The sequence below is a fragment of the Paraburkholderia fungorum genome (assembly GCF_046027605.1).
GTDB lineage: Bacteria > Pseudomonadota > Gammaproteobacteria > Burkholderiales > Burkholderiaceae > Paraburkholderia > Paraburkholderia fungorum_F.
Window position 1 is genome coordinate 198,617 of sequence record NZ_JAQQEF010000003.1, and the last position, 26,840, is coordinate 225,456.

17 protein-coding genes and 1 pseudogene are annotated in these 26,840 nt (G+C 64.2%); 11 read left to right on the forward strand and 7 right to left on the reverse strand.

Translation table 11 applies throughout. The annotated features are described in order from the left end of the window. Positions 1-53 precede the first annotated feature (53 nt). On the reverse strand, positions 54-806 hold the full coding sequence (gene rpsB / locus PQR53_RS07005) for a 30S ribosomal protein S2 (protein ID WP_179732660.1): 753 nt from the start codon (positions 804-806) through the stop codon (positions 54-56). Between the two features lie 480 nt (positions 807-1,286). Here rpsB and map point away from each other — a divergent pair, with 480 nt between their 5' ends. The 3 genes and pseudogenes from map to PQR53_RS07020 all read left to right on the forward strand — a co-directional run. Then, entirely contained in the window at positions 1,287-2,096 is an 810-nt protein-coding gene (gene map / locus PQR53_RS07010) for a type I methionyl aminopeptidase (protein WP_408451853.1), read from the forward strand. Positions 2,097-2,126: 30 nt separating this feature from the next. Beyond that, positions 2,127-4,706 (forward strand): [protein-PII] uridylyltransferase, encoded by a 2,580-nt coding sequence (locus PQR53_RS07015; RefSeq protein WP_408451854.1) that lies wholly within the window; start codon positions 2,127-2,129, stop codon positions 4,704-4,706. A gap of 1,071 nt (positions 4,707-5,777) precedes the next feature. Next, positions 5,778-7,025: pseudogene (locus PQR53_RS07020) on the forward strand (pseudouridine synthase); the annotation flags it as partial. A gap of 143 nt (positions 7,026-7,168) precedes the next feature. Here the strand turns inward: PQR53_RS07020 and def are convergent. From def to PQR53_RS07045, 5 genes are all read right to left on the reverse strand, one after another. Further along, positions 7,169-7,702: a peptide deformylase gene (gene def / locus PQR53_RS07025; protein ID WP_408451856.1), complete on the reverse strand. Its 534-nt coding sequence runs from the start codon at positions 7,700-7,702 to the stop codon at positions 7,169-7,171. After that, positions 7,699-9,765, reverse strand: coding sequence for an NAD-dependent DNA ligase LigA (gene ligA / locus PQR53_RS07030; protein ID WP_408451858.1), 2,067 nt, complete (start codon positions 9,763-9,765; stop codon positions 7,699-7,701). The genes def and ligA overlap by 4 nt, the downstream gene beginning before the upstream one ends. Before the next feature lie 164 nt (positions 9,766-9,929). Next, entirely contained in the window at positions 9,930-11,186 is a 1,257-nt protein-coding gene (locus PQR53_RS07035) for a cell division protein ZipA C-terminal FtsZ-binding domain-containing protein (protein WP_408451860.1), read from the reverse strand. Between the two features lie 117 nt (positions 11,187-11,303). Beyond that, positions 11,304-14,822 carry a chromosome segregation protein SMC gene (smc, locus tag PQR53_RS07040; protein ID WP_408451861.1) on the reverse strand — a complete coding sequence of 1,173 codons (3,519 nt, stop codon included), beginning with the start codon at positions 14,820-14,822 and terminating at the stop codon, positions 11,304-11,306. A gap of 149 nt (positions 14,823-14,971) precedes the next feature. Beyond that, positions 14,972-15,958, reverse strand: a complete 987-nt coding sequence (locus PQR53_RS07045; RefSeq protein ID WP_408451863.1) for a DMT family transporter — start codon at positions 15,956-15,958, stop codon at positions 14,972-14,974. 594 nt (positions 15,959-16,552) lie between these two features. Between PQR53_RS07045 and dapC the strand changes: the two genes are divergently transcribed. From dapC to cls, 6 genes are all read left to right on the forward strand, one after another. Then, positions 16,553-17,794 carry a succinyldiaminopimelate transaminase gene (gene dapC / locus PQR53_RS07050; RefSeq protein WP_408451865.1) on the forward strand — a complete coding sequence of 414 codons (1,242 nt, stop codon included), beginning with the start codon at positions 16,553-16,555 and terminating at the stop codon, positions 17,792-17,794. A 72-nt stretch (positions 17,795-17,866) separates the two neighbouring features. After that, positions 17,867-18,694, forward strand: a complete 828-nt coding sequence (gene dapD / locus PQR53_RS07055; RefSeq protein ID WP_408451867.1) for a 2,3,4,5-tetrahydropyridine-2,6-dicarboxylate N-succinyltransferase — start codon at positions 17,867-17,869, stop codon at positions 18,692-18,694. Next, the gene (locus PQR53_RS07060) at positions 18,694-19,059 is read left to right on the forward strand and encodes an ArsC family reductase (protein WP_179732682.1); all 366 of its coding nucleotides are present in this window, start codon (positions 18,694-18,696) and stop codon (positions 19,057-19,059) included. Before dapD ends, PQR53_RS07060 begins: the two co-directional genes overlap by 1 nt. 108 nt (positions 19,060-19,167) lie before the next feature. After that, positions 19,168-20,307, forward strand: a complete 1,140-nt coding sequence (dapE, locus tag PQR53_RS07065) for a succinyl-diaminopimelate desuccinylase (RefSeq protein ID WP_323047252.1) — start codon at positions 19,168-19,170, stop codon at positions 20,305-20,307. A 19-nt stretch (positions 20,308-20,326) separates the two neighbouring features. Continuing rightward, positions 20,327-21,211, forward strand: coding sequence for a 50S ribosomal protein L3 N(5)-glutamine methyltransferase (prmB, locus tag PQR53_RS07070; RefSeq protein ID WP_408451869.1), 885 nt, complete (start codon positions 20,327-20,329; stop codon positions 21,209-21,211). A 144-nt stretch (positions 21,212-21,355) separates the two neighbouring features. After that, on the forward strand, positions 21,356-22,795 hold the full coding sequence (gene cls, locus PQR53_RS07075) for a cardiolipin synthase (protein WP_408451871.1): 1,440 nt from the start codon (positions 21,356-21,358) through the stop codon (positions 22,793-22,795). Between the two features lie 174 nt (positions 22,796-22,969). Here the strand turns inward: cls and PQR53_RS07080 are convergent, their stop codons facing one another. Then, positions 22,970-23,449 (reverse strand): glutathione peroxidase, encoded by a 480-nt coding sequence (locus tag PQR53_RS07080; RefSeq protein WP_408451873.1) that lies wholly within the window; start codon positions 23,447-23,449, stop codon positions 22,970-22,972. Positions 23,450-23,584: 135 nt separating this feature from the next. Between PQR53_RS07080 and PQR53_RS07085 the strand changes: the two genes are divergently transcribed. Continuing rightward, positions 23,585-25,519 (forward strand): ATP-binding cassette domain-containing protein, encoded by a 1,935-nt coding sequence (locus PQR53_RS07085; RefSeq protein WP_408451875.1) that lies wholly within the window; start codon positions 23,585-23,587, stop codon positions 25,517-25,519. Positions 25,520-25,769: 250 nt separating this feature from the next. Continuing rightward, positions 25,770-26,831 carry a CaiB/BaiF CoA transferase family protein gene (locus tag PQR53_RS07090; RefSeq protein WP_408452341.1) on the forward strand — a complete coding sequence of 354 codons (1,062 nt, stop codon included), beginning with the start codon at positions 25,770-25,772 and terminating at the stop codon, positions 26,829-26,831. Positions 26,832-26,840: the final 9 nt, after the last annotated feature.

Consider the following 26,840-nt stretch of genomic DNA (forward strand, 5'->3'; position numbering starts at 1 on the left):
TAAAAAAAGGGGGCCTGTAGAAAGCCCCCTTTTTTGCCGGACACGGGGCAGCTTTACGCTTCCGCGTTGACCTCGACGAACTCGTCGCCGTCGCCACCACGTGCAGCTTGCACCACTTCGTTGACCGCGTTCGCACGGCCTTCGAGGATCGCGTCAGCCACGCCAGCCGTGTACAGAGCGACAGCCTTCGAAGCGTCGTCGTTACCCGGGATCACGTAGTCGATGCCTTCCGGCGAGTGGTTCGTGTCGACCACGGCGATGACCGGCACGCCAAGCTTGTTAGCTTCGGTAACGGCAATCTTGTGGTAGCCGACGTCGACCACGAAGATCGCGTCCGGAATACCGCCCATGTCTTTCACGCCGCCGATCGACTTTTGCAGCTTGGCCATTTCGCGTTCGAACAGAAGCGCTTCCTTCTTGCTCATGCGTTCGGTTTCGCCTGCTTCCAGCGCTGCTTCCATGTCCTTCAGGCGCTTGATCGAGACCTTCAGCGTCTTGAAGTTGGTCAGCATGCCGCCGAGCCAGCGCGCGTTGACGTACGGCATGCCAGCGCGTTGCGCTTCTTCAGCGATCGTGTCACGCGATTGACGCTTCGTGCCGACGAACAGGATCGTGCCGCGATTCGCTGCCAGTTGACGCGCGTACTTCAGCGCGTCGTTGTACATCGGCAGCGTCTTTTCGAGGTTGATGATGTGAATCTTGTTGCGATGACCGAAAATGAAGGGGGCCATCTTCGGGTTCCAGAAGCGCGTTTGGTGACCGAAGTGGACACCGGCTTCCAGCATTTGACGCATGGTAACTGCCATGAAAATCTCCGCGAGGGTTGGGTCTTAAGCCGGCTGCCGTATCTGCCGCGCCGCCTTTTTTGGCTGAACGCGACGGACACCCTGGGTGCGCCGGCTTGCGAGTCTGCTGCCTTGGTACTGCCTTGCCCGTAGCGCAGGCAACTATCGCTATGGGAAGCCTCTCCTGCCAGTTTGTGCTCATCAGAGCAGCTAATAAAGCAACAAAATAAGACAGAGATCGACTTAGCCAAAGATTATAGCACGCGACTATTGGTCGACTCAACCTGCGCGGTAGCTCCCATTTGATGCAGCCGGGTTGCACCCGGGCGCCACCCCGGCCCGGGCCAGGGTGGCCGCCACGCTCGCGAAGATGGCCGCGAAAGAAGGCGCAGAGTCGGCCGCAAAAACGGCCGCAAAAGGCCGCGGCCCTCTTGCAAAAGCCTGCGGCGGCGGGAATATGGTGCGATAATCTTGCAATAACTCGCATTTCAGGCCCGACTCATGGCTATTACGCTCAAAAACGAACACGATATCGCGCAAATGCGCGTCGCCTGCAAGCTCGCTAGCGAAGTGCTCGACTACATCACGCCGTTCATCACGGCCGGCGTCACGACCGGCGAACTCGACCGGCTGTGTCACGAATACATGCTCCAGGTACAAGGCACGGTTCCGGCACCGCTGAATTATCAGCCGCCCGGCTATCCGCCTTATCCGAAAGCCACCTGCATTTCGGTGAACGACGTGATCTGCCACGGCATCCCGGGCGATAAAACGCTGAAGAACGGCGACGCGCTGAATATCGACGTCACGGTGATCAAGGAAGGTTATTTCGGCGACACCAGCCGGATGTTCATCGTCGGCGAAGGCTCGATCATGGCGAAGCGGCTGGTCCAGACCACCTTCGAATGCATGTGGCTCGGCATCGATCAGGTGCGTCCGGGCGCCCATCTCGGCGATATCGGCTATGCCATCCAGAAGCATGCCGAAGCGCAAGGCTACAGCGTGGTGCGCGAATATTGCGGCCACGGCATTGGCACCGTGTTCCACGAAGATCCGCAAGTCCTGCACTACGGCCGCCCTGGTACCGGGATCGAATTGCAGACCGGCATGATCTTCACGATCGAGCCGATGATCAACGCCGGCCGGCGCGACATCCGCACCATGCCGGACCAGTGGACCGTCAAGACGAAAGACCGCAGTCTGTCGGCGCAGTGGGAGCACACCGTGCTCGTCACCGAAACCGGTTACGACGTGCTGACTGTCTCGGCTGGTACGCCCGCGCGTCCGCCGGTCGTCGCGGCCACTGCCTGATCGACTTCCGACCTCACCCGCCCCCTGCCAATGAGTAGTGTTCCAGCCGTCGCCCAATCCCATGCCACGTCGCTCAAGGCGGACTATAAAGTGGCCAAAGCCCAGTTGCTGGAACGCTTCAAGACCGCCTCCAACGTCGACTCGCTGATGGCAGCGCTCGCGCGCGTCACAGACGAGTCGCTGCGCGCCGCCTGGAACACCTGTGAACTGCCGCCGGATCTGGCCCTGCTGGCGGTAGGCGGTTACGGGCGGGGCGAACTCGCGCCGCATTCCGACATCGACATTCTGGTGCTGCTGCCCGACGCGCCGATTGCGCATCTCGAAGCGCGCATCGAACGCTTCATCAGCCTTGCGTGGGATCTGGGGCTCGAACTCGGCAGCAGCGTGCGCAGCGTCGTGCAGTGTGTCGAAGAAGCCGCCAACGACGTCACCGTGCGCACCTCGCTGCTCGAGGCGCGGCGCATTACGGGGAGCGCCCCGCTGTTCGACGACTTTGCGAAGCGCTATCGCGAAACGCTCGACCCGCGCGCATTCTTCCAGGCCAAAGTGCTGGAAATGCGTCAGCGGCACGCCAAGTTTCAGGACACACCCTATTCGCTCGAACCGAACATCAAGGAAAGCCCGGGTGGTCTGCGCGACCTGCAACTGATTCTGTGGATCACGCAAGCGGCCGGCTTCGGCAGTAGCTGGCGCGAGCTCGAAGCACGCGGCTTGATCACCGAGCGGGAAGCGCGCGAACTGCGCCGCAACGAAGGCTTCCTGAAAACGCTGCGGGCACGGCTGCATGTGCTCGCCGGCCGCCGTCAGGACATTCTGGTATTCGATCTGCAAACGCCGGTGGCCGAGAGCTTCGGCTACAAGCCCACGGCCACCAAGCGCGCCAGTGAACAGCTGATGCGCCGCTACTACTGGGCCGCCAAGGCCGTCACGCAACTCGCGACGATCCTGATCCAGAACATCGAGGCACAGCTTTTCCCCAACACGAGCGGCATCACGCGCGTGCTGTCGGACCGTTTCGTCGAGAAGCAAGGCATGCTGGAAATCGCCAGCGACGACGTATTCCAACGCGAGCCGAACGCGATCCTCGAAGCTTTTCTGCTCTACGAACAAACGCCGGGCGTGAAGGGTTTATCGGCACGCACGCTGCGCGCGATCTACAACGCCCGCGACGTAATGGATCAGCATTGGCGGCGCGATCCGGAAAACCGGCGCCTCTTCATGGACATCCTGAAGGAGCCGGCCGGCATCACGCACGCGATGCGGCTGATGAACCAGACTAGCGTGCTCGGGCGTTACCTGCTGAACTTCCGGCGCATTGTCGGACAGATGCAGCACGACCTGTATCACGTCTACACGGTCGATCAGCACATCCTCATGGTGCTGCGCAATCTGCGCCGCTTCGCTGTGGCCGAGCACGCGCACGAATATCCGTTCTGCAGTCAGTTGATCGCCAATTTCGACCGGCCGTGGGTGTTGTACGTGGCGGCGCTGTTTCACGACATCGCCAAGGGCCGCGGCGGCGACCATTCCACGCTCGGCATGGCGGATGCGCGGCGCTTCTGCCGCAGCCATGGCATCGAGGGTGAAGACGGCGATCTGGTCGTCTGGCTGGTCCAGCAACATCTGACCATGAGCCAGGTGGCGCAGAAGCAGGACACGAGCGACCCCGAAGTCATCAAGCGGTTTGCCGAACTGGTCGGCAACGAGCGCCGGCTGACCGCGCTTTACCTGCTGACCGTGGCCGACATTCGCGGCACCAGCCCGAAAGTCTGGAACACCTGGAAAGGCAAGCTGCTCGAGGACCTCTACCGTGCGACCCTGGCGGTACTCGGCGGCGCACGGCCTGACGCGCACTCCGAGCTGAAGTCGCGCCAGGAAGAGGCATTGGCCCTGCTGCGCCTCGAAACCGTGCCGGAAGGCGCGCAGAAGGCGCTGTGGGACAAACTGGACATCGGCTATTTCCTGCGTCACGACGCGGCGGATATCGCGTGGCAAACCCGCGTGCTGTACCGCCATGTCGAAACCGCGACGCCGATCGTGCGGGCCCGTCCGTCGCCGATCGGCGAAGCGCTTCAGGTGCTGGTGTATGTCAAGGATCAGCCCGATCTGTTCGCCGGCATTTGTGCTTATTTCGACCGCAACGGCTTGTCGGTGCTCGATGCGCGGGTCAGCACGACCCGTCACGGGTATGCGCTCGATAATTTCCTCGTCGCGCATACCGAAGAAGACGTGCATTATCGCGATATTGCCAATCTGGTCGAACAGGAGCTGACCGCACGCCTCACGGGTGACGGCACCCTGCTCCCGGGACCGTCGAAAGGCCGTTTGTCACGGCTGTCGCGGACCTTCCCTGTCACGCCGCGCGTCGATCTTCGGGCCGACGAGCGCGGCCAATATTACATCCTGTCCGTGTCTGCGAACGACCGGCCAGGCCTTCTTTATTCGATCGCGCGCGTGCTGGCCGAGCACCGGGTCGGCGTCGCGTCGGCGCGGATCAATACGCTCGGCGAACGCGTCGAAGACGTGTTCCTGCTGGATGGACACGGTCTGTCGGACAACCGCCTGCAAATTCAGGTCGAGACCGAACTGCTGCGCGCGATTGCAGTGTGAGATTTCATGCGAGTCAAATTAACAGCCAAGCACCCGCGGCCGGCTTCGTCCGAACGCGCCCCTGTCCGTACCGGAAGCACCTCGGCGCGTAAGCCGACGCGCCCGGCCGGGCCGAAACCGTCCACGTCGACGGCGGGTTTTAGCGGGGCGCGGGGTGAAGGCGCAGCGGGCGGCGGTGGCAAGCGGCCCGCTGGAGCAGGCAAGCCAGCCGGCGCCGGTGCGCGTGCGCCACGGGCTGAAGGATCGTTTTCCCGCGAGCGGGATGCCGGTGCTGCGCGTCGGGCGCCGTCGGATCGGCCGCCGCGGCGTGAAGGCGCCGATGGTGCGCCGCGCCGGTTCGAGGGCAGCGGCGAGCGGGCACCGCGTCGGGACGATGGTGAGCGTGCGCCGCGTCGGTTTGAAGGGGGTGGCGAGCGTAGCGAACGTGCTCCGCGTCGCGCTGATGGTGAACGTAGCCAAGGCGCTCCGCGCCGGTTCGAGGGCGGCGGCGAGCGGGCACCGCGTCGGGACGAGGGCGCTCGTGCGCCGCGTAAGTTTGAAGGTGGCGCTGATCGTAGCGAACGCGCTCCGCGCCGTGCTGATGGTGAACGCCCTCAAGGCGCCCCGCGCCGGTTTGAAGGCGGCAGCGATCGGGCGCCGCGGCGGGACGCGGGCGCTCGTGCGCCGCGCAGGTTTGAAGGTGGCGCTGATCATAGCGAACGTGCTCCGCGCCGTGCTGACGGCGAACGCCCTCAAGGCGCTCCGCGCCGGTTTGAGGGCGGCGACCGTGCGCCGCGCCGGGACGACAGTGAGCGCGCCCCCCGCCGGTTTGAAGGTGGCGGCGATCGCAGCGAACGTGCTCCGCGTCGCGCGGATGGCGAACGCAGCCAAGGCGCACCCCGCCGGTTTGAAGGAAGCTCGGACCGAAACGAACGCGCGCCCCGCCGCTTTGAAGGCAGCGCAGATCGCAGCGAGCGCGCACCGCGCAGTTTCGAAGGCAACCGCGCCCCGCGCCGTGACGACGGCGAACGCCGCTCATTCAGCGGCCCGCGCCCGGGTGCAGGCCGTCCGTCGGAAGGTGGACCGCGTGGCGAGCGTCCGGCACGCGACGCCTCGGATCGGCCGCGCTTCGGCAGCGACCGTGGCGCCCCTCAGGAGCGCCGCACCGGCGAGCGCGGGCCACGCAGCGACAGCGCGGCACCACGCCGTTTTGAAGGCGAGCGCGGCGCCTCCGAGCGTGGCGAGCGCACTTTCGCGAAGCCCGTCAAAAGCGGCTACGGCGACCGCACGGACCGTCCGGCGCGCGCGCCGCGCGACGACCGCGGCGAACGAGCACCCGCCAAACGTGAATTCGGCGATCGTCCGGCGCGTACCGGCGAACGTAGCGAACGGTCCGATCGGGGCGAACGCCCGGCTCGCAGCTTCGACAAGGCACTCCCGGCTGCCGGCCGCCGCTTTGGCGACGACAACCGCCCCGCCCGTGCCGACAAACCGCGTGGTCCGGCGCCGGCAGCCAGAACCGAACGCGGCGATGGCGTCGATGCCGCCCCGCGCACGCCGCGCCGCGATTACGAAGACGCACCGGGCACCCTGCGCCTGTCCAAGCTGATGTCGGAACTCGGCCTGTGCTCACGCCGCGAAGCCGACGAGTGGATCGAAAAAGGCTGGGTGCTGGTCGACGGCGAGCGGATCGACACGCTCGGCACCAAGGTTCGCCCGGACCAGCGCATCGAGATCGACCCGGCCGCCGAAGCGGCGCAAGCGAGCCAGGTGACGATCCTGATCCACAAGCCCGTGGGCCTCGTATCGGGCCAGGCGGAAGACGGCTATCAACCGGCGATCACGCTGGTCACGCCGGAAAATCGCTGGGAAGGCGACAGTTCGGACATCCGCTTCTCGGTCTCGCATCTGCGCCAGCTTGCGCCGGCCGGGCGGCTGGATATCGATTCGACGGGCTTGCTGGTGCTGACGCAGGACGGCCGCATCGCCAAGCAGTTGATCGGCGGCCATTCGGAGATCGACAAGGAATATCTGGTGCGCGTGTCGTTCGGCGAGCACACCACTGATGTCGAAAGCCACTTCCCGCCGGAAAGCCTCGCGCTCTTGTGCCACGGCCTCTCGCTCGACGAAGTACCGCTGAAGCCCGCACAGGTCAATTGGCAGAACGGCGAACAACTGCGTTTCGTGCTGCGCGAAGGCAAGAAACGCCAGATCCGCCGGATGTGCGAACTGGTCGGCCTCGAAGTGCTCGGCCTGAAGCGTGTGCGGATGGGCCAGGTGATGCTGGGCGCACTGCCACCAGGTCAATGGCGCTACCTGTCGGCGGACGAGTCATTCTGATGCCTGGAGCTTGACGCTCAACCAGGAGAAACTCACGGTGCCCGCACCTTGACGCTCGCCCAACAAAAAACCCACGTTAGAACGTGGGTTTTTTTATGCCGGCGGCACACGACAATGCGTTCGCCGCAGCCCGAACTACGGCCTCAGTCGTCGCTATTCGGGTCCATATCTGGAAACAGGACTTCGGTGAAGCCGAATTTCGCGAAATCATTGATCCGCATCGGATACAGCTTGCCGATCAGGTGGTCGCACTCATGCTGGACGACGCGCGCGTGAAAGCCCTCGGCGACGCGGTCGATCGGCTTGCCGTACTGGTCGAAGCCGTGATACTTGATCATCGAAAACCGGCTTACCGCGCCGCGCAGGCCCGGCACGGAGAGGCAGCCTTCCCAGCCCTCTTCCATATCCAGCGATACCGGCGTGATAGTCGGGTTGATCAGCACCGTCTCCGGCACCGGCGGCGCGTCCGGATAGCGTTCGTTGTGCCCGAAGCCGAAAATCACCACCTGCAGATTGACGCCGATCTGCGGCGCGGCGAGCCCCGCGCCGTTCGCGTCGTGCATGGTCTCGAACATGTCTTTGACGAGCTCATGCAGTTCGGGGGTGTCGAAGTGATCGACCGGATCGGCAATTTGCAAAAGGCGCGGATCGCCCATCTTGAGAATTTCGCGGATCATAACTGCCCCTCCAGGAGCTTACGCATACCATCTTCGTCGAGTACGGGGATGCCGAGTTCCTCGGCTTTCGCCAACTTACTGCCAGCTTCGGCCCCCGCCACGACGTAGTCCGTTTTCTTCGACACAGAACCTGCGACTTTCGCTCCGGCCGTTTCGAGCATTTCCTTCGCCTCTTCGCGGGCGAGCGTCGGCAAAGTGCCGGTCAAGACGACCGTCTTGCCGGCCAGCACGCCTTGCGGCGCCTTTGGCGCGGGGGGCCCTTCCGGCCAGCTGACTTTGCCCGGCGCGCGAAGTTGTTCGATCACCGTCCGGTTGTGCTCTTCGGCAAAAAACTGATGAATCGACTCGGCCACGACCGGACCCACATCGTTCACCTCCAGCAATTCCTCGACTGACGCATCCATGATCGGATTCAGCGAGCCGAAATGCTTGGCCAGATCTTTCGCCGTGGATTCGCCCACATGCCGGATACCAAGCGCGTAAATAAAACGCGCGAGCGTGGTGTGTTTGGCTTTTTCGAGCGAGTCGAGCAGATTCTGCGCGGACTTCTCAGCAAAGCGATCGAGTTCAGCCAGCGTGGCAAAGCCGACGTTGAACAGATCGGCAGGCGTGCGCACCAGATTCTGCTCGACGAGTTGGTCGATGATCTTTTCGCCGAGCCCGTCGATATCCAGCGCACGCCGCTGGGCGAAGTGCCACAGCGCCTGCTTGCGCTGCGCCGGACAAATCAGGCCACCTGTACAGCGCGCAATCGCTTCGTCCGGCAGACGTTCGATGCTCGAGCCGCACACCGGGCACTGCGTGGGCATGACGAACTCGCGTGCGTCTTCCGGGCGGCGCTCGAGCAGCGCGCTCACCACTTCGGGAATCACGTCGCCGGCGCGCCGCACGATCACCGTGTCGCCGATGCGGATATCCTTGCGGCGCACTTCGTCTTCGTTGTGCAAGGTCGCGTTCGTCACCGTCGCGCCGCCGACGAACACCGGCTCCAGCCGCGCAACCGGTGTGATTGCACCGGTACGGCCGACCTGCACGTCGATCGCGACGAGTCTGGTCAGCGCTTCCTGCGCAGGAAATTTGTGCGCCAACGCGAAACGCGGCGCGCGTGAGACAAAGCCGAGCGCATCCTGCTCGACGCGCCGGTTGACCTTATAGACGACACCGTCGATGTCGTACGGCAGCTTGTCGCGCTTCTCGCCCACCTTTTGGAAAAACCCCAACAAGCCCTCGGCGCCTTGCACCACCGCCCGTTCGCCATTCACCGGCAAGCCGAGTTCCTTGTACCAGTCAAGCAGTTCGCTATGCGTGGCCGGCATCTCGATGCCTTCGAGCACGCCGATTCCATAAGCAAAAAACGACAGCGGCCGCTGCGCGGTGATCTTCGAATCGAGCTGCCGCAGACTGCCTGCCGCGGCGTTGCGCGGATTGGCGAATTCCCGCTGCTCGGCGGCCCGCTGACGCTCGTTCAGGCGTTCAAAGTCGCGCTTGAACATGAGCACTTCGCCACGCACGTCGAGCACATGCGGCACGCGCTTGCCCTTGAGCTTGAGCGGAATGGAACGGATCGTGCGGACGTTCTCCGTGACGTTTTCGCCGGTGGCGCCGTCGCCGCGCGTGGACGCCTGGACGAACATGCCGTCGACGTAACGCAGCGAGATGGCAAGACCGTCGAACTTCAGTTCAGCCGCATAATCGACCGGTACCGCCGGTTCGCTCGCGTTCTTGCCGAGCGCGTCGGCAACGCGCTTGTCGAACGCGACGATGTCTTCATCCGCGAAGCCATTGTTCAGCGACAGCATAGGTTGATCGTGCACGACCGGCTCGAAACCGCTCGACGCCTCGCCGCCCACGCGCTGGGTGGGCGAATCCGGCACGATCAGGTCCGGATGCTCCGTCTCGACGCGCTCCAGCTCCTTGAAGAGCTTGTCGTATTCCGCGTCCGGCAGGTCCGGCTGGTCGAGCACGTAGTACGCGTAATTGGCGCGTTCGAGTTCCGCGCGCAGCCACGCGGCCCGCTCTGCCGGGGCGCTGGTTGCAGGGTTTGAGGCGGGAGTTCGGGCCATGCTGTCGGAAGCTTCTTCAGTGAAATTCAGACATAGGATTATCGCAGGAAGCGTGCCCCTTTACATCAGCCGAATGGGCCAGCTTCAGGCGTCGTCTTTGCGCCAGAAACGTCAACGGCCGCACATCGTGCGGCCGTCGGCTCATGCATGGAAATGCAGAGACGTTACTGGCTAAACAAACGCCGGGTAGCCGGCGAACCCGCCGGAATGCCCGCCTGCTCAAGCCTCGCGTAGAGCGTCATCAACTGCTTTTCGATCGCGAGCAGCGCGGTTTCCGGCAGCGGACGGCGCCCGTCGTCGACCACCCGGCCGCCGATCCGCTCGGCCAACGATTTCGCGTAGTCGCACATCAGGCGGAACGGCAGGATGTCTTCGTCCGCGACCGGCACGTCGAGCACCAGTGTGATCATCTGACCACCCTTGTAGGTCAGGTCATCGCGCAGGAAATTGGTGTCGCCGAACTGCAGCATGAACACCGGGCTCTGCTTCGAGTCGAGCTTGACGAAGCGCGTGCCGTCGCGCGAGAGCAGCAAGCCGTCCTGCGACGCGACGGCTTGCACGTAGTTGGCCGACCACGGCGCGCCGTCGGAAAGCACGTTGATCGACAATTGCGCGTCGCACTGCGCGGCGAAGCCGTCGAGCTCGCGCGCCATCGCAACCGTTTCGAGCATGTCGGGAAATTCCGGCGATGCGTCGAGCGCATCGGCAAACTGCTGCACGCCGGTCACGAACTCGGAGAACTCCAGCTCATTGAGCGCGCCGCTGCGATTGGCCAATTGAGCGGCCGCGCGCAACTCTTCATAGCGTGCGCCGTTTTGCAGCAATTCCCACGCGCCGCCTTCGAGCTTGCCTTCGATATGCACCGGCTTGCTGCCCGCGCGGCGCAGACGCTGCGCGAGCGGAATCACCTTGTCGCCGGCCACCGGGCCGTTCAGGCGAATCGGCACGATGCAGTCGATGCGCCGATCGACAATCGCCGGCGGCGCCGACGAAATCGTCGTAGCGGCGGGCAGAATCGGCTCGACCGGTTCGTCGGACTTCGCAGCGTGGCCGCCCTCGGCCTCCGCTTGAGCCACACCCTCAGCTTCCGGGTAGCCATTTGGCGTAGTCGTCTCGGCCTGAATATCCGCGGGCGTGTCGAGCGGCGCAGCCGCGCCAAAAGTCGGCTCGACGCGCGCCGACGCGGTTTCCGCGGCCGCCTCCGAACCCACGACCGGCTCACGCCGCGTGGTCGGCCGGGCCGGTTCGATAAACGGGCTCTGCTCCTCCTGATCGTCCCGCGCGAAGCTTTCGGCGGTATCGGCCGGCATGGGACGCGGCATCTTGCGGCGCACCTTCGCGCCCTGCCATGCGTTGTACACGACCACGCCCCCGACCACTACGGCACCCGCGCCGATCAAACCGAGTGTCAACTCGTCCATGCATGCTCCATCAGCAATTCTTCTGTGTGCGCGGCTCTGCGCCCGCCCCATGTGTCGCGCGGCCAATGGCCGCTGCGCTGAACGCGGGCGCCCGCGTTGATCAATCTAAATGAAAACCTAACCGATATTCTGGGCGAAACCCGCAGCCGTTTCCATGTCGACGGCCACGATCCGCGATACACCCTGCTCCTGCATGGTCACGCCGATCAGTTGCTGCGCCATTTCCATCGCGATCTTGTTGTGCGAAATGAACAGGAACTGCGTCTTGTCCGACATCGCGCGCACGAGGTTCGCGAAGCGTTCCGTGTTGGCGTCGTCGAGCGGCGCGTCCACTTCGTCGAGCAGACAGAACGGCGCGGGATTGAGCTGGAACATCGCGAACACCAGCGCGGTGGCGGTCAGTGCCTTCTCGCCGCCCGACAGCAGGTGAATCGTCGAATTCTTCTTGCCTGGCGGCTGCGCCATCACCTGCACGCCGGCGTCGAGAATCTCGTCGCCGGTCATGATCAGCCTGGCCTGACCACCGCCGAACAGACGCGGGAACAGCTCGCCGAAATGACGGTTCACTTCGTCGAAGGTGCCTTGCAGCAGCGTGCGCGTTTCGCCGTCGATCTTGCGGATCGCGTCTTCGAGCGTTTCGATCGCGTTGTTCAGGTCGGCCGATTGCGAATCGAGGAACGTTTTGCGCTCAGTCGCCGCCTTCAGTTCGTCGAGCGCGGCCATATTGACCGGGCCGAGCGCGGTAATCGCGTTGTTGATCCGCGTGACTTCGCCTTGCAGGTAGGACGGCTTCATGTCCGGCGTGAGCTTGGCCTGCAGTTCCGCCTCATCGACGCCGGCCGCGGCCAGTTGTTCGATGAATTGCTCGCCGTTCAGGCGCGCGGCCTGTTCCTTCAACTGCAATTCGTTGATGCGGTCGCGCAGCGGTTGCAGCGCACGCTCGGCGGTCAAACGGGTTTCGTCGGCGGCACGCAGTTTGGCGGTCAGGTCGTCCAGTTCGAGGCGCGTGGCATGCAGCGCTTCTTCCTTGACCGCGCGGATATCGAGCGCGTCCTGCAAGCCGGTATGCGCGGTTTGCTCGTTGATCGTTTCCAGCTCGGCGCGCGCATCTTCCAGCGAGACGGCGACGCGCTCGCTCTGCTCGTGCGAGACCTGAATGCTGCGCTTCAATTCGTCGATGCGGTTCGCCATGTTGCGCGCGGCGAAGCGCGCGTCGGTGGCGGCCCGATCGAGATCGCGCGATTGGGCGCGCGCGGCGGTGAGCGCTTCGTCGAGTGCCTCGAAGGCCAACTGGTGGTCTTCGAAACGCGCCTGCAATTCGGCGAGTTCGGCGTCGTGACGCTCGAAGTTTGCTTCCGATTCGCCACGCAAGGCACGCTGCTCTTCGATCTGCGCGGTGATTTCTTCAAGCTCTTCGCGGATTTGCGTGCTGCGCTGCGTGTAACGCTCATGCGCTTGCGCGAGCTTGAGCACGTCCATCTGCAAGGCGTGCACGCGTTGCGTCGCGCGCTCCGACTGTTGACGCACATCGGACAACGCTTGCGCGGCTTGCGTGTGCGCGGCTTCGGCGCGGATCGCGGCGGCCTTTGCCTCATCGGCGAGCAAAGCTTGCGCGCGCACCTGACGCGTCAGGTTTTCGATTTCCTGCTGACGGGCCAGCATGCCGGCCTGTTCGGAGTCGGCGGCATACAGCTGGACGCCGACACGCGTCACCACGTGGCCGGCCTTCACGACGAACGAACCGCCTTCCGGCAATTGCGCGCGCATGGCGAGCGCCTGTTGCAGATCGTCAGCGACAAAGGCGAGGCCGAGCCAGTCGTTCAGCACGGCGCGAATACCTGCGTCGTCGATACGAACCAGCGACAGCAGCGGCCGCAAGGCCGGCGGCGCAGCAACCGGCTGACCGGCTGCCGGCGGTGCGTAGAACGCGAGCTTGGCGGGCGGCGCGTCGGTAGCGAACGCCTTGACCCAGTCGAGGTTCGATACTTCCAGCGCGGCAAGGCGCTCACGCAGCACCGCTTCGAGCGCGGCTTCCCAGCCGGCTTCGACGTGCAGCTTCTTCCACAGCCGCGGCAAGCTGCCCAACTCGTGCTTTTCGAGCCACGGCTGGATCTTGCCTTCGGTCTGGACGTTTTCCTGCAATTGCTTGAGCGCCGCCAGGCGTGCGTCGAGCTGGTGAATCTGGGCGCTTTCCGACTGCACCCGCTCCTGCGCGCTACGGCGTTCGCCGTCCAGACGCGGCAGGGTTTCCTGAGCGTCGGCGAGGCGCGTTTGCGCGTCATGCAGGATCTCTTCGTGCTCGGCGAGCTGCATGCGCAGCTCTTCGAGTTGCGCTTCGTCGGGGGCGTCCAGGCCGCCCGCTTCCGACTTCAGCCGCTCGTGACGCTGCTGCAACTGCTGCAATTGCTGATCGGCATTGCGCTGATGCGCGGCTTCGAGCTTCAATGCCTGTTCGGTCTGCGCGATCCCGCCACGCTCGGCGTTCAGTCCGGTCTGCGCGTCGCGCCAGCGCGCTTCGAGCGCCGGCATCGCGTCGTGTTTGGCGGCGGCTTCGTCTTCGGCCAGCGCGGCTTTTTCTTCGGCGACGGCGAGTTGTTCCGCCGCGTCTTCGAGATCGTCTTGCGCTTTTTGCGCTTGCGATTGCCACTGCTCACGCTGCGCGGTCAATGCAGCGATCTGGGCCTGCACGCGGTTGCGCGATTCGACGATGAACTTGATTTCGGCTTCGAGCCGGCTGACTTCAGAATTCGCCTCGTACAACGCGCCTTGCGCGCCCTGCATCGCGTCGCTGGCGGAATAATGCGCGACGCGCAGTGTTTCGAGTTGCGCCTCGACTTCGCGCAGCTTCGCGGTTTGCGCTTCGAGGTCGATCTGCGCCTGTTCGATCGCGCGTTGCTGGCGCTCCTGCTCGCCGCCGGCTTCGTTCTTGCGCAACAGCCACAACAGACGCTGCTTCTCTTCGCCGTCGGTCTGCAAATCCTTGTACTTGGTCGCGACGATTGCCTGCGCCTCGAGCTTCTCGAGATTCGCACTGAGTTCGCGGACGATGTCTTCGACGCGGATCAGATTCTCGCGCGTATCGTGCAGGCGGTTCTCGGTTTCGCGACGACGTTCCTTGTACTTCGACACGCCCGCGGCTTCTTCGAGGAACACGCGCAGCTCTTCCGGCTTCGCCTCGATCAGGCGCGCGATCATGCCCTGCCCGATGATCGCGTAAGCACGCGGCCCGAGGCCGGTACCGAGGAAGATGTCCTGGATGTCGCGGCGGCGCGCCGGCAGGTTGTTGATGTAGTAGCTCGAGGTGCCGTCGCGCGTGAGCACGCGCTTGACGGCAATTTCGGCATACTGCCCCCACTGCCCGGCGGCACGGCCGTCGGCGTTGTCGAACACGAGTTCGACGCTGGCGCGGCTACCTGGCTTGCGCGCGGTCGAGCCATTGAAGATCACGTCCTGCATCGACTCGCCGCGCAACTCGGAAGCGCGCGATTCGCCGAGCACCCAGCGCACGGCGTCGATGATGTTGGACTTGCCGCACCCATTCGGCCCGACCACGCCGACGAGCTGGCCCGGTACCTGGAAATGCGTGGGATCGACGAATGACTTGAAGCCAGCGAGTTTGATCGAGGTCAGACGCACGGCGATTTCGCTGTTTGAAAAGGGAAAATAAAAGGTGGCTCGCGAAAGCCGCGCCAGCCGTTCGCCGATGCAGCGAAACGGCCCGCGCTACCCCGCGATACGGGCGCCAGGCGAACGCGATCAAGCGAGCGCCAGCTAATGAGGGGCAATCATACCATCGCGCGTGAGCGGTTCTTACCGTCCTTACGGTCTGTGTCATCGTTGGCGTGAAGACCCGCATCCTCAATGGCTGGATCAGGCGGCAAGGCCTTGGTCCGGTGCACCCAACTGGAGAGCGCGGACGCCAGCACGATGCACGCGCCGCCGGCCCACTCGCGCGGGCCCGGCGTCTCGCCGGCGAACAGCCACGCGGACAAAGCCGTGATCACGATCTCGAACAGCATGATGATCGAAGCCCGATTGGCTGGCACGCGCGAGAGTCCATACTGCACGAGCATATTGTTCGACGCCAGCAGAAACCCGAGGCCAAGCACCAGTAGCGCGGCCGTGTTGAGATGCGTGCCGGTGGGTGGTGCGGGCATCGCCTCGAACAGCGAGGCAAAGGCGCTGAAAATCGCCGCGCCGCCGAAGATCGTCGCAGTGCGCATTTCTGGTTTCATCCCGGGCAGCACGCGGCTCGTCTTGAGGATCAACACGTTGCTCATCGCGAAGCCCATGCCGCCCGCCAGCCCTGCCCATTCGGCGAGGTTGCCGGGCAGCGGCAGGCCCAGTTGCGGTGACCACAGCATGGTCATCGCGCCGGCCAGCGAGAGCGCGGCGAGTCCCGCGCCCGCCCACGTCAGCCGTTCGTGCAGGATGAAGTGCGCGAAGAGCGCGGTCCAGGCGGGGGTGAGATAGAACAGCAGCAGCACGCGCATCACTTCGCCGTGGATCGAACCCCACACGAAGCCGAGATTGGTAATGCCCGCGGCCAGCGCCAGCGCCGGCAGCAGCCAGTGCCAGCGCACGGTCCTGAGCGCCCGATGGCGCACCAGCAGGACGAACAGGCAGCCCGCGCCGCTCGTCAGCGCGCTCGCCGCTGTGCCGGTCACGCCAAGCGCATTCAGCATGCGCAGCGGGTACCAGATCATCCCCCACACCGAGGCGCCCAGCATGATCGCCAGGGTAGGCCAGCCATTACGAAGCCAGTGGGTCATGATGCGAGGCTCCGGCGGCGGTGGCTGTTTGTGCGGGCGGGGTTGCTGACTTTGGCGACGGCGCAGTCGTTGTGGCTGCTTCGTCCTGTTAGTCCGGCTCGTTCGAATTGTTCGAGTGGCCCCCGCTGCCCGCATTGCCTAAATCGTGTGGATGTCTCCGTTGCTGCTATGTACATTGCTGCTCCTGCTTCTTTTTTGCGCGAACCGTCCGCGGTTCGCGTCGTTCCCGCTGCGTCGCATTGCCTGCGCCGCCTGGCGGGTTGCGCCGCGTCTTACACGCCTGGCGCCGCTGCAATGTGCCCTCAGATGCCTTCTGCAGCACACATTGCCTGCGTTCGGACCGTTGCGGCCCTGAGTCATGCTCGCTACTCGCGTCGGGTTTCTCGCTGTTGCATGCGATCTGGCAGCCAGACGACAAGGCGCAACGGGCAAGGCGCAAGGGGCAACGCCGCCATGAATTTCCCGTGCGCGCCGCCACGCTATAATCATCTGCTCGCCGCCGCTGCCACCCTTTTCGCGTGTTCCATGCGCTTTCAGGTCAGCATGTATGCCAGCATTCCTCTGCGCCCTCTTCGATCAGGCTCGATCCGCCCAGTGAACCCGCTACTCGACTCCCTTCAGCCCTATCCGTTCGAAAAGCTCCGTGCGCTTTTCAAGGACGTCACGCCGCCGGCCGGCCTTGCGCACATCAGCTTCGGCATCGGCGAACCAAAACATCCCACGCCCGCGCTGATTCGCGACGCGGTGATCGCCTCGCTCGGCGGATTGTCGGCCTATCCGGCCACGATCGGCTCGCCGGCACTGCGCGAGTCGATTGCGACTTGGGTGACGCAGCGCTACAACCTGCCGCCGGTCGATCCTGCCACCCAGGTGCTGCCAGTGTCGGGCTCGCGCGAGGCGCTTTTTGCGCTCGCACAAACGGTCATCGACCCTCATCGGGACACTGCACCGGACACCGCGCACCACGCCGACGGCGAGCCTGCGATCGTACTCTGCCCGAACCCGTTCTACCAGATCTATGAAGGCGCGGCGATCCTCGCCGGCGCGCAGCCGTACTTCGTGAATAGCGACCCGGCGCGCAACTTCGCCTGCGACTATTCGGCGATCCCCGCGGACATCTGGGCGCGCACGCAGCTGCTGTACGTGTGCTCGCCGGGCAATCCCACCGGCGCCGTGCTCACGCTCGACGACTGGCGCGAACTGTTCGCGCTGTCGGACCGTTACGGCTTCGTGATCGCCTCGGACGAGTGCTACTCGGAAATTTACTTCGACGAGACCCATCCGCCGCTGGGTGGGCTGGAAGCCGCACACCGGCTCGGCCGTGGCTTCGAGCGGCTCGTGATGCTGTCGAGCCTGTCCAAGCGATCGAACGTGCCGGGCATGCGCTCGGGCTTCGTGGCGGGCGACGCGGCGATCCTGAAAGACTTCCTGCTATACCGGACATACCACGGCGCGGCCTTGTCGACGGTGTTCCAGAATGCCAGCATCGCGGCCTGGAATGACGAAACGCACGTGCGCGAGAACCGCGCGAAGTACGTGCAGAAGTTTTCCACCGTGACGCCAATGCTCGCCGAGGTGCTCGACGTACGCCTGCCGGACGCCGCGTTCTATCTGTGGGCGGACGTCTCGCGCACCGGCCTGTCGGACGCCGAGTTCGCCCAGCGCCTCTACGCCGACTATAATGTGACGGTTCTGCCGGGCTCGTTTCTCGCGCGCACTGCGCACGGCGTGAACCCCGGCCGCAATTTCGTGCGCATGGCGCTCGTCGCCGATGTCGACGAATGCACGCAAGGCGCACAACGGATCGTCGATTTTTGCCGCGCGCTCGCGGGCTGAGTTTTTCAGATTCAGCAACCGCGCGCACCGCACTCCCTTCTTCAGACTTCAACTCTTCAGAAAAGCACGCATATGTCGCAACAACTTCAGCAGATCATTGATACCGCCTGGGAAAACCGCGCCGACCTGTCACCGAAGGCCGCGCCGGCCGAGGTGCGCGAAGCCGTCGCCCACGCCATCGAACAACTGGACAAGGGCGCGCTGCGCGTGGCCGAAAAGAAGGACGGCGACTGGGTCGTCAATCAATGGCTGAAGAAAGCCGTGCTGCTGTCGTTCCGCCTGGAAGACAACGCGCCGATGCCGGCCGGTGGCTACTCGCAGTTCTACGACAAGGTGCCGTCCAAGTTCGCCAACTACACCGCTGAAGACTTCGCCGCCGGCGGCTTCCGCGTGGTGCCGCCCGCCATCGCGCGCCGCGGTTCGTTCATCGCGAAGAACGTCGTGCTGATGCCGTCGTACACCAACATCGGCGCCTATGTTGACGAAGGCACGATGGTCGACACGTGGGCCACCGTCGGCTCGTGCGCGCAGATCGGCAAGAACGTCCACCTGTCGGGTGGCGTGGGCATCGGCGGCGTGCTGGAGCCGCTGCAGGCCAACCCGGTCATCATCGAAGACAACTGCTTCATCGGGGCGCGTTCGGAAGTGGTGGAAGGCGTGATCGTCGAAGAAAACTCGGTGATCTCGATGGGCGTGTACCTCGGCCAGAGCACCAAGATTTACGACCGCGAAACCGGCGAGGTGTCGTACGGCCGCATTCCGGCGGGCTCGGTGGTGGTGGCGGGCAACCTGCCGTCGAAGGACGGTTCGCATAGCCTCTACTGCGCCGTGATCGTCAAGAAGGTCGACGCCAAAACGCGCGCGAAGGTCGGCCTGAACGAGCTGCTGCGAGGCGACTGATGGCACGCGGCACCAAGACCGTCGTCTACGGCATTCCGAACTGCGACACCGTGAAGAAGGCCCGTGTGTGGCTGGAAGAACACGGCGTCGAGTTCGAGTTCCACGACTTCAGGAAGCACGGCGTGACCGAGCCGCTGGTGCAGGACTGGTTGAAAGACGTCAAGCTCGACGCGTTGCTGAACCGTCGCGGCACAACGTGGCGCGGCCTGTCCGACGACATGAAAGCGGCCGCGGATACGCAGTCGGGCGCGATCGCGTTGATGATCCACAAGCCTTCGGTGATCAAGCGGCCGGTGCTGGTGGTGAACGGAAAGGTCAAGTCGCTCGGTTTTGCGGCAGACGAATACGAAGCGCTGTTTGCCTGATTGTCTGCAAAACGCGGCCTCGCCGCGTTGCTCAAAAGCTGTTGCCGGCTGCGGTGTCCCCACCGCCAGCCGGCATTTTTTCATTTCAATGTGGCTTGTACTGAATCCATGTCCGGCACCCTCGCCCTTACCGAACAACTGATCGCGCGCGCCTCCGTGACGCCCGACGACCAGCATTGCCAGCGCCTCCTGATCGAACGCCTGTCCGCAATCGGCTTCGAGCACGAGACCATCGAATCGCACGGCGTGACCAACCTGTGGGCCGTCAAACGCGGCGTCGACGGCACCGCGGGCAAGCTGCTCGCATTTGCCGGCCACACCGATGTCGTGCCGACCGGCCCGCTCGAACAATGGCAATCGGCGCCGTTCGAGCCGACCCATCGCGACGGCAAACTCTATGGCCGCGGCGCGGCGGACATGAAGGCGTCGATCGCCGGCTTCGTGGTGGCAAGCGAGGAATTCGTCGCGGCGCACCCCGCGCATCGCGGCTCGATCGCATTCCTGATTACGAGCGACGAAGAAGGCCCCGCTACCGACGGCACCGTCAAGGTCGTCGAAGCGCTGCAGGCACGCGCTGAGCGCATGGACTACTGCATCGTCGGCGAGCCGACCTCGAGCGCGCAATTCGGCGACATGGTGAAAAATGGCCGGCGTGGCTCGATGTCGGGCAAGCTGATCGTCAAGGGCGTGCAAGGCCATATCGCCTATCCGCATCTGGCGAAAAATCCAGTGCATCTGCTCGCGCCCGCGTTGGCCGAACTGGTCGCCGAACGCTGGGATGACGGCAACGAGTACTTCCCGCCCACCACGTGGCAAGTGTCGAACATTCATGCCGGCACCGGCGCGACCAACGTGATCGCGGGCCATGCGGACGTGATGTTCAACTTCCGCTTCTCGACGGCGAGCACGGTGGAAGGTTTGCAAGCGCGCGTGCATGCGATCCTCGACAGGCACCAGCTCGAATACGATCTGCAATGGACCGTGAGCGGCCTGCCGTTCCTCACACCACGCGGCGACCTGTCGAACGCGCTCGCTAAAGCGATCAAGGACGAAACCGGCGTAACGACCGAACTGTCGACCACCGGCGGCACCTCGGATGGCCGTTTCATCGCCCGCATCTGCGAACAGGTGATCGAATTCGGACCGCTGAACGCCAGCATCCACAAGATCGACGAACACATCGAAGTCGCACACATCGAGCCGCTGAAAAACGTGTATCGCCGCGTGCTCGAACAACTGATTGCCTGATCCCCAAGGAATTTCCGCGATGACGCTCCCGTTCTCCACCGTCCGCGACCTGCTGCGTTTCGCGGTGTCGCGCTTCAACCAGGCCGAATTATCGTTCGGCCACGGCTCGGCCAACGCCTACGACGAAGCCGCTTATCTGATCCTGCACACACTGCATTTGCCGCTCGATCTGCTGGAGCCGTTTCTCGACGCGCGCCTCTCCGCGGCCGAAATCGACGCCATGCTGAACGTGATCGAGCGCCGCGCCGCGCAACGCGTGCCGGCGGCCTACATCACGCAGGAAGCGTGGATGCATGGCTTCCGCTTTCACGTGGATGAACGCGTGATCGTGCCGCGCTCGTTCATTGGGGAGTTGCTGCAGGACGGCCTGCAACCGTACGTGGAAGATCCGGAACAGGTGAGCGCCGTGCTCGAACTGTGCACCGGATCGGGCTGCCTCGCGATCCTCGCGGCGCACGCCTTTCCGAACGCGGATATCGACGCAGTCGACCTTTCCGCGCCCGCTCTGGAAGTCGCCACGCGCAACGTCGCGGACTACAGGCTCGACGACCGTGTCGCACTCTTCGAAGGCGATCTGTACGCGCCGCTCGCCGAGCGCCGCTATGACGTGATCATCAGCAATCCGCCGTATGTGAACGCCACCTCGATGCAGGACCTGCCGGCCGAATACAAGCACGAGCCGGACATGGCTTTGGCAGGCGGCGCGGACGGCATGGATATCGTGCGCCGGATCATTGCCGAGGCGCGCAACTGGCTGACCGACGACGGCGTGCTGGTGGTCGAGATCGGCAACGAGCGCGCGAACGTCGAAGCGGCGTTCGGCGGCCTCGATCTGGTCTGGCTATCGACGAGCGCCGGCGATGACAACGTGTTCCTGATTCAGGCTGCGGATCTGCCGGTCTGACGTTTAGCGCCGGGGCGCTGGATCTTCGGATCGCTGGACTGTTGGGCCTTCCAAACCACTCACGTTCGGTAAGATGAGCGCGGTCGGCTTGCCGCGGCGTCGCTAGAGACCCGCGGCAGCGTTCTACCAACCCTTCGCCCGCCTATGCAATTCGACCTGCTTCATATCGGCTCGCTTGTCGCCCTCGCCCATATTCTCGGCGTGGTTGCGGCGTGCCACGCGATTCTCAACACGCGCACATCGCAAGGCGCGATCGCGTGGGCCGTGTCGCTGGTCGCCATGCCATATCTGACGCTGGTGCCGTACCTGTTTCTCGGCCGTAGCAAATTCCAGGGCTACGCCGACGCTCGCCGCGTCGAAAACGAATTGCTGCGCACGCGCGCCCATCCTCCGGAATGGGACACGCAGGCTTCGTCCGCGGGACTGCCTACGCAGGAGCTGGGCGGGAGGCTCGTGCATTCGCTTACGCGGCTGGGCGGTATGCCTTTCCTGCCGGGTAATGCCGTGCGCACGCTGGTAAACGGCGCCGCGACTTTCGAGGCGATCTTCGAAGCGATCGAAGGCGCGCGCAACTACGTGATCGTGCAGTTCTTCATCGTGCGCGACGACGCGCTCGGCGAAATGCTCAAAGACGCGCTGATCGCGAAAGCGCAGCAAGGCGTGCGCGTCTACTTCCTGTACGACAGCATCGGCAGTTTCGATCTGCCACACCGGTACGTGGCGGCACTGCGAGCGGCCGGCGTGGAGACTCATCCGTTCGCCACCAATCGCCGCTTTGTCAACCGCTTGCAGTTGAACTTCCGCAATCACCGCAAGATCGTCTCGGTGGACGGTGAACGCGCGTTTGTCGGCGGCCACAACGTCGGTATCGAATATCTCGGCGGCAAACCACCCCTGTCGCCCTGGCGCGATACGCATATCGAAGTGCGTGGGCCGGCCGTTGCCAGCATCCAGTTCGTGTTCACCGAAGACTGGCACTGGGCGACCCAGCAACTGCCCGAATTCGACATGCCGGCCTTCCAGCCAACCGAAGATGGCATGCACTGCCTCGTCGTGCCGAGCGGTCCAGCCGACAAGCAGGAGACCTGCTCGCTTTTCTTTGTCGAGGCGATCAATGCGGCACGCGAGCGCATCTGGATCACGACGCCTTACCTCGTGCCGGACGAAGCCGTGTTCGCCGCGTTGCGGCTGGCGGCGCTGCGCGGCGTGGATGTCCGCATTCTGATCCCATGCCGGCGCGATCACCGCGTGGTGTTCGCCGCCTCGAAACTGTATGCGTACGACTCGCTGCGCGCGGGCATCCGGATCTTCCGCTATCAGCCGGGCTTCCTGCATCAGAAGGTCGTGCTGATCGACAGCGTGGCGGCGGCAATCGGCAGCGCCAATCTCGACAACCGCTCGTTCCGGCTGAACTTCGAGATCATGGTGCTGACCGTGGACCGCGGCTTTGCCGGGGACGTCGAAGCGATGCTGCTCAAGGACTTCGCGGATTCGCTCGAAATCGACCGCAACGAGTACCGCCAGGCGAGCGCGCTGCGGCGCGTGCTGATGCATGTGGCGCGGTTGTTCTCGCCGATCCTGTAGCCGCACCGCTACCGCGCGGCCGAAACCGGCATCAACCTGAGCATCGGCATCAGCCCGGGCACTGACTCACGCCCGTTCGGACAGGCCAGCCAGGCGGTGATGCGACGCTCCGGCGCCGCGCCGGTCGCCGCTTCCAGCCCCCGGTCCGAGCTGAACTTGCGGCTCCGCGACCCGTTACAGCAGCTTTTCGATATCCTCGGTAATCGTGTCGGGCTTGGTCAGCGGCGCGTAACGCTTCACCACATTGCCGTCACGGCCGATCAGGAACTTGGTGAAGTTCCATTTGATCCCTTCGAGCCCCAGCAAGCCCGGCGCCTCGCCCGTCAGATAGCGGAACAGCGGATGCGCATTGGCGCCGTTCACATCGATCTTGTCGAACATCGGGAAGGTCACGCCGTAGTTCTTCTCGCAGAAACTGCCGATCTGCGCGGCGTCGCCCGGTTCCTGCTTGCCGAACTGGTTGCACGGAAAACCCAGCACCGTGAGCCCACGCGCCGCGTAAGTGTCATAAAGCTTTTGCAGACCCGCGTACTGCGGCGTGAAGCCACATTCGCTAGCCGTATTGACGATCAACAGGACCTTGCCTTGATAGCGCTCGAGGCTCACTTCCTCGCCGCCGAGCGTACGTGCGGAAAACGAATAAATCGATGTCATGTGCTCTCCCCGTGAAAGCCGTCAGTCTATGCCAAAAGCTTCGCCGGTACAGTCGGCCGAATGGCCGATCCTGGCTGAGTGCCCGGTGTCAGCCCCGGCAGTCTAAAATAGCGTTTTTCTTCCGCCGGCCTCTTCGTGATCCGCTTTAACCAGTTCAGCCTCGCGCGCGGCACCAAGCCGCTCTTCGAAAACACCACGTTCACCCTCAACCCGGGCGAGAAAGCCGGCCTGGTGGGGGCCAACGGCGCGGGCAAGTCGACGCTGTTTGCCGTGCTGCTCGGCGAACTGCACGCCGACGGCGGTGATTTCTCCATCCCGCCGAACTGGCAGATCGCCCACGTCGCGCAGGAAACGCCCGCCGCGGACAAGACCGCGCTCGCCTATACGCTCGACGGCGACGCCGCGTTGCGCGCGATCGAAGCGTGCATCGCCGAAGCCTCGGCCGCGCATGACGGCGCCGCCGAAGGCGAAGCGCACGCCGCGTTCGCCGACGCCGACGGCTACACCGCGCCGGCCCGCGCCGAAGCGCTGCTGCTCGGCCTCGGCTTCACGCTGGAACAGACGCGCGAACCGGTCAGCAGCTTCTCCGGCGGCTGGCGCATGCGGCTGAATCTGGCGCAGGCGCTGATGTGCCGCTCCGACCTGCTGCTGCTCGACGAGCCGACCAACCACCTGGATCTCGACGCGATCGTCTGGCTCGAAGACTGGTTGCACCGTTATCCGGGCACGCTGATCGTGATCTCCCACGACCGCGAGTTTCTCGATTCCGTCTGCAACGTCACGCTGCATCTGGAGCATCAGCAGATCAAGCGTTACGGCGGCAACTACTCGCAGTTCGAAATACTGCGCGCGCAACAGATTGCATTGCAGCAAAGCGCGTATGAAAAGCAGCAGCGCACGGTCGAGCATTTGCAGAGCTATATCAACCGCTTCAAGGCGCAGGCCACCAAAGCGCGTCAGGCGCAGAGCCGCGTGAAGGCGCTCGAGAAGATGGAGCTGATCGCGCCGGCGCATGCGTCTTCGCCATTCACGTTCGAATTCCGCACGCCGGATTCCGCGCCGAATCCGATGATGGTGATGGAAGACGTGCGCTGCGGCTATCGCGGTGCCGACGGCGAAATTCCGATCGTCGACCATGTAATGCTATCGATCCAGAACGGCCAGCGCATCGGCCTGCTCGGTGCAAACGGCCAGGGCAAATCGACGCTGATCAAAACGCTCGCCGGCACGCTCGAAGCGCTCGGCGGCCATGTGCGCGAGGGCAAGGGTCTGCGCATCGGTTACTTCGCGCAGCATCAACTTGAAACCCTGCGGCCGGACGACACGCCGCTGCAACATCTGGCGCGTCTTGCACCAGACACGCGCGAACAGGAATTGCGCGACTTCCTCGGCAGTTTCAACTTTTCCGGCGAAATGGCGACCGCGAAGATCGCACCCTTCTCGGGCGGCGAAAAAGCGCGTCTGGCGCTCGCGCTGATCATCTGGCAAAAACCGAATCTGCTGCTGCTCGACGAGCCGACCAATCACCTGGATCTTGAAACGCGTCACGCGTTGACCATGGCGCTCGCGCAATTCGAGGGCACCCTGATTCTGGTGTCGCACGACCGGCATCTGCTGCGCGCCACCACCGACGTGTTCATGCTGGTCGCCAAACATCGTCTGCAGGAATTCGACGGCGATCTGGACGACTACCGCGACTGGTTGCTCCAACATGCCGCGGAACAGCGCGCGACGCTGAAAGCGGGCACGCCGTCGAACGGCGCGGAGAGCGCGGACGGCGGCATCAATCGCAAGGAACAGCGCCGTCTCGAAGCGGAAACGCGTCAAAAGCTTGCGCATCTGAAGAAGCCGCTGCAAAGCCGCATCAACAAGATCGAGAAGGAAATGGACACGCTCAACGCGGAGAAGACGGCGCTCGATGCGTTCGTCGTCGATCCGGCGAGTTATGAGCCCGAGCAGAAAAGCAAACTGACGGAGGCGATCCGCCGTCAGGCAGATGTGAACACGCGCCTCGATGCGCTCGAAGCCGAATGGCTCGAGATTCACGAGGAACTCGAACAAATCGGCTAGCGGCAGGCTATTGCTCAACCGCGCCGGCATCGATCGGAGGTAGCTCTTGTCACGCGTGAACTCGTCTGCGGCTTCAGTCGCGTCATCGTCCGTGGCTTCGGCCGGGCCGTCGGCCTCATCGTCGGATGCTCGGTCAGGTGCTTCGTCAGCGGCTTCGTCAGGTCCTTCATCAAGCGCTTCGTCAGGTCCTTCATCATCAGCTTCGTCAGCTGCGCCGCCATCCGCGGGCGCACCTCCTCCGCTTCAAGGCCTGCGCGTGCTGGACCTGACGCGCCTGCTTCCCGGTCCGGTAGCCGCCTTGCGGCTTGCAGAACTCGGCGCTGACGTGCTGAAGATCGAAGCCCCCGGCGCGGGCGATCCCACCCGCGCGATGATGCAATCATCCAGCGACCGCGTGGCGGGCCGCCCCGGCGCGTTTTACCGGCTGGTGAATCGCGGCAAGCGCGAGACGCGCCTCGACCTCAAATCGGAAGCGGGTCGCACTGTGTTGCTCGCGCTCGCGGCTGAAGCGGATGTGCTGATCGAGAGTTTCCGGCCCGGCGTGATGGAGCGCCTCGGCATCGGCTACGAGACCTTGCGCGCGCTCAATCCGAGGCTGGTCTACTGCGCGATCAGCGGTTATGGCGCGAGCGGCCCGTTTGTCGACCATGCAGGCCACGATCTCAACTACATCGGCTACGCGGGCGTGCTAGATCAACTGGCGGGCCGCGACGGCGCGCCGATTCTGCCGAATTTCCAGATTGCCGACCTGCTCGGCGGCGCGTTGAGCGCGGTGACGCAAATTCTCGCGGCGTTATGGCACGTGTCGCGCGGCGGCGTTGGCCGCTTCGTCGACGTCTCGATGACGCATGTCACCCACGCGCACAATGTCGTCGCGCAAGTCGCGCTCATCAACGAAGGCGCCGCGCCGGCCGCGGGCGCCGGTCTGCTGAACGGCGGCGTGCCCTGCTACAACCTCTATAGGACGCTCGACAATCGCTGGCTCGCGGTCGGCGCGCTCGAGCTGAAGTTCTGGGAAACGCTATGTATGGCGCTGGACCGGCCCGAATGGGCGACGCGTCACTGGAGCCTCGGGCAGGCAATCGGCGGCCCGGACGCCACCGCGTTGACGCACGAGTTGGCCGGGCTGATCGGCAAGCGCCCGCTGGAAGAATGGGTCCTGCTGCTGGAGTCGCTGGACTGCTGTGTCTCGCCGGTGCTGACCGCGGCGGAAGCCGCGCAGCACCCACTGTTCAACCGCGAGGCATACGCCGCGATGAACGACGATAAAGACGAAAACGACGCCGGGGACGGCGAGCGTCTGAGCGGTTAAATCCTCACC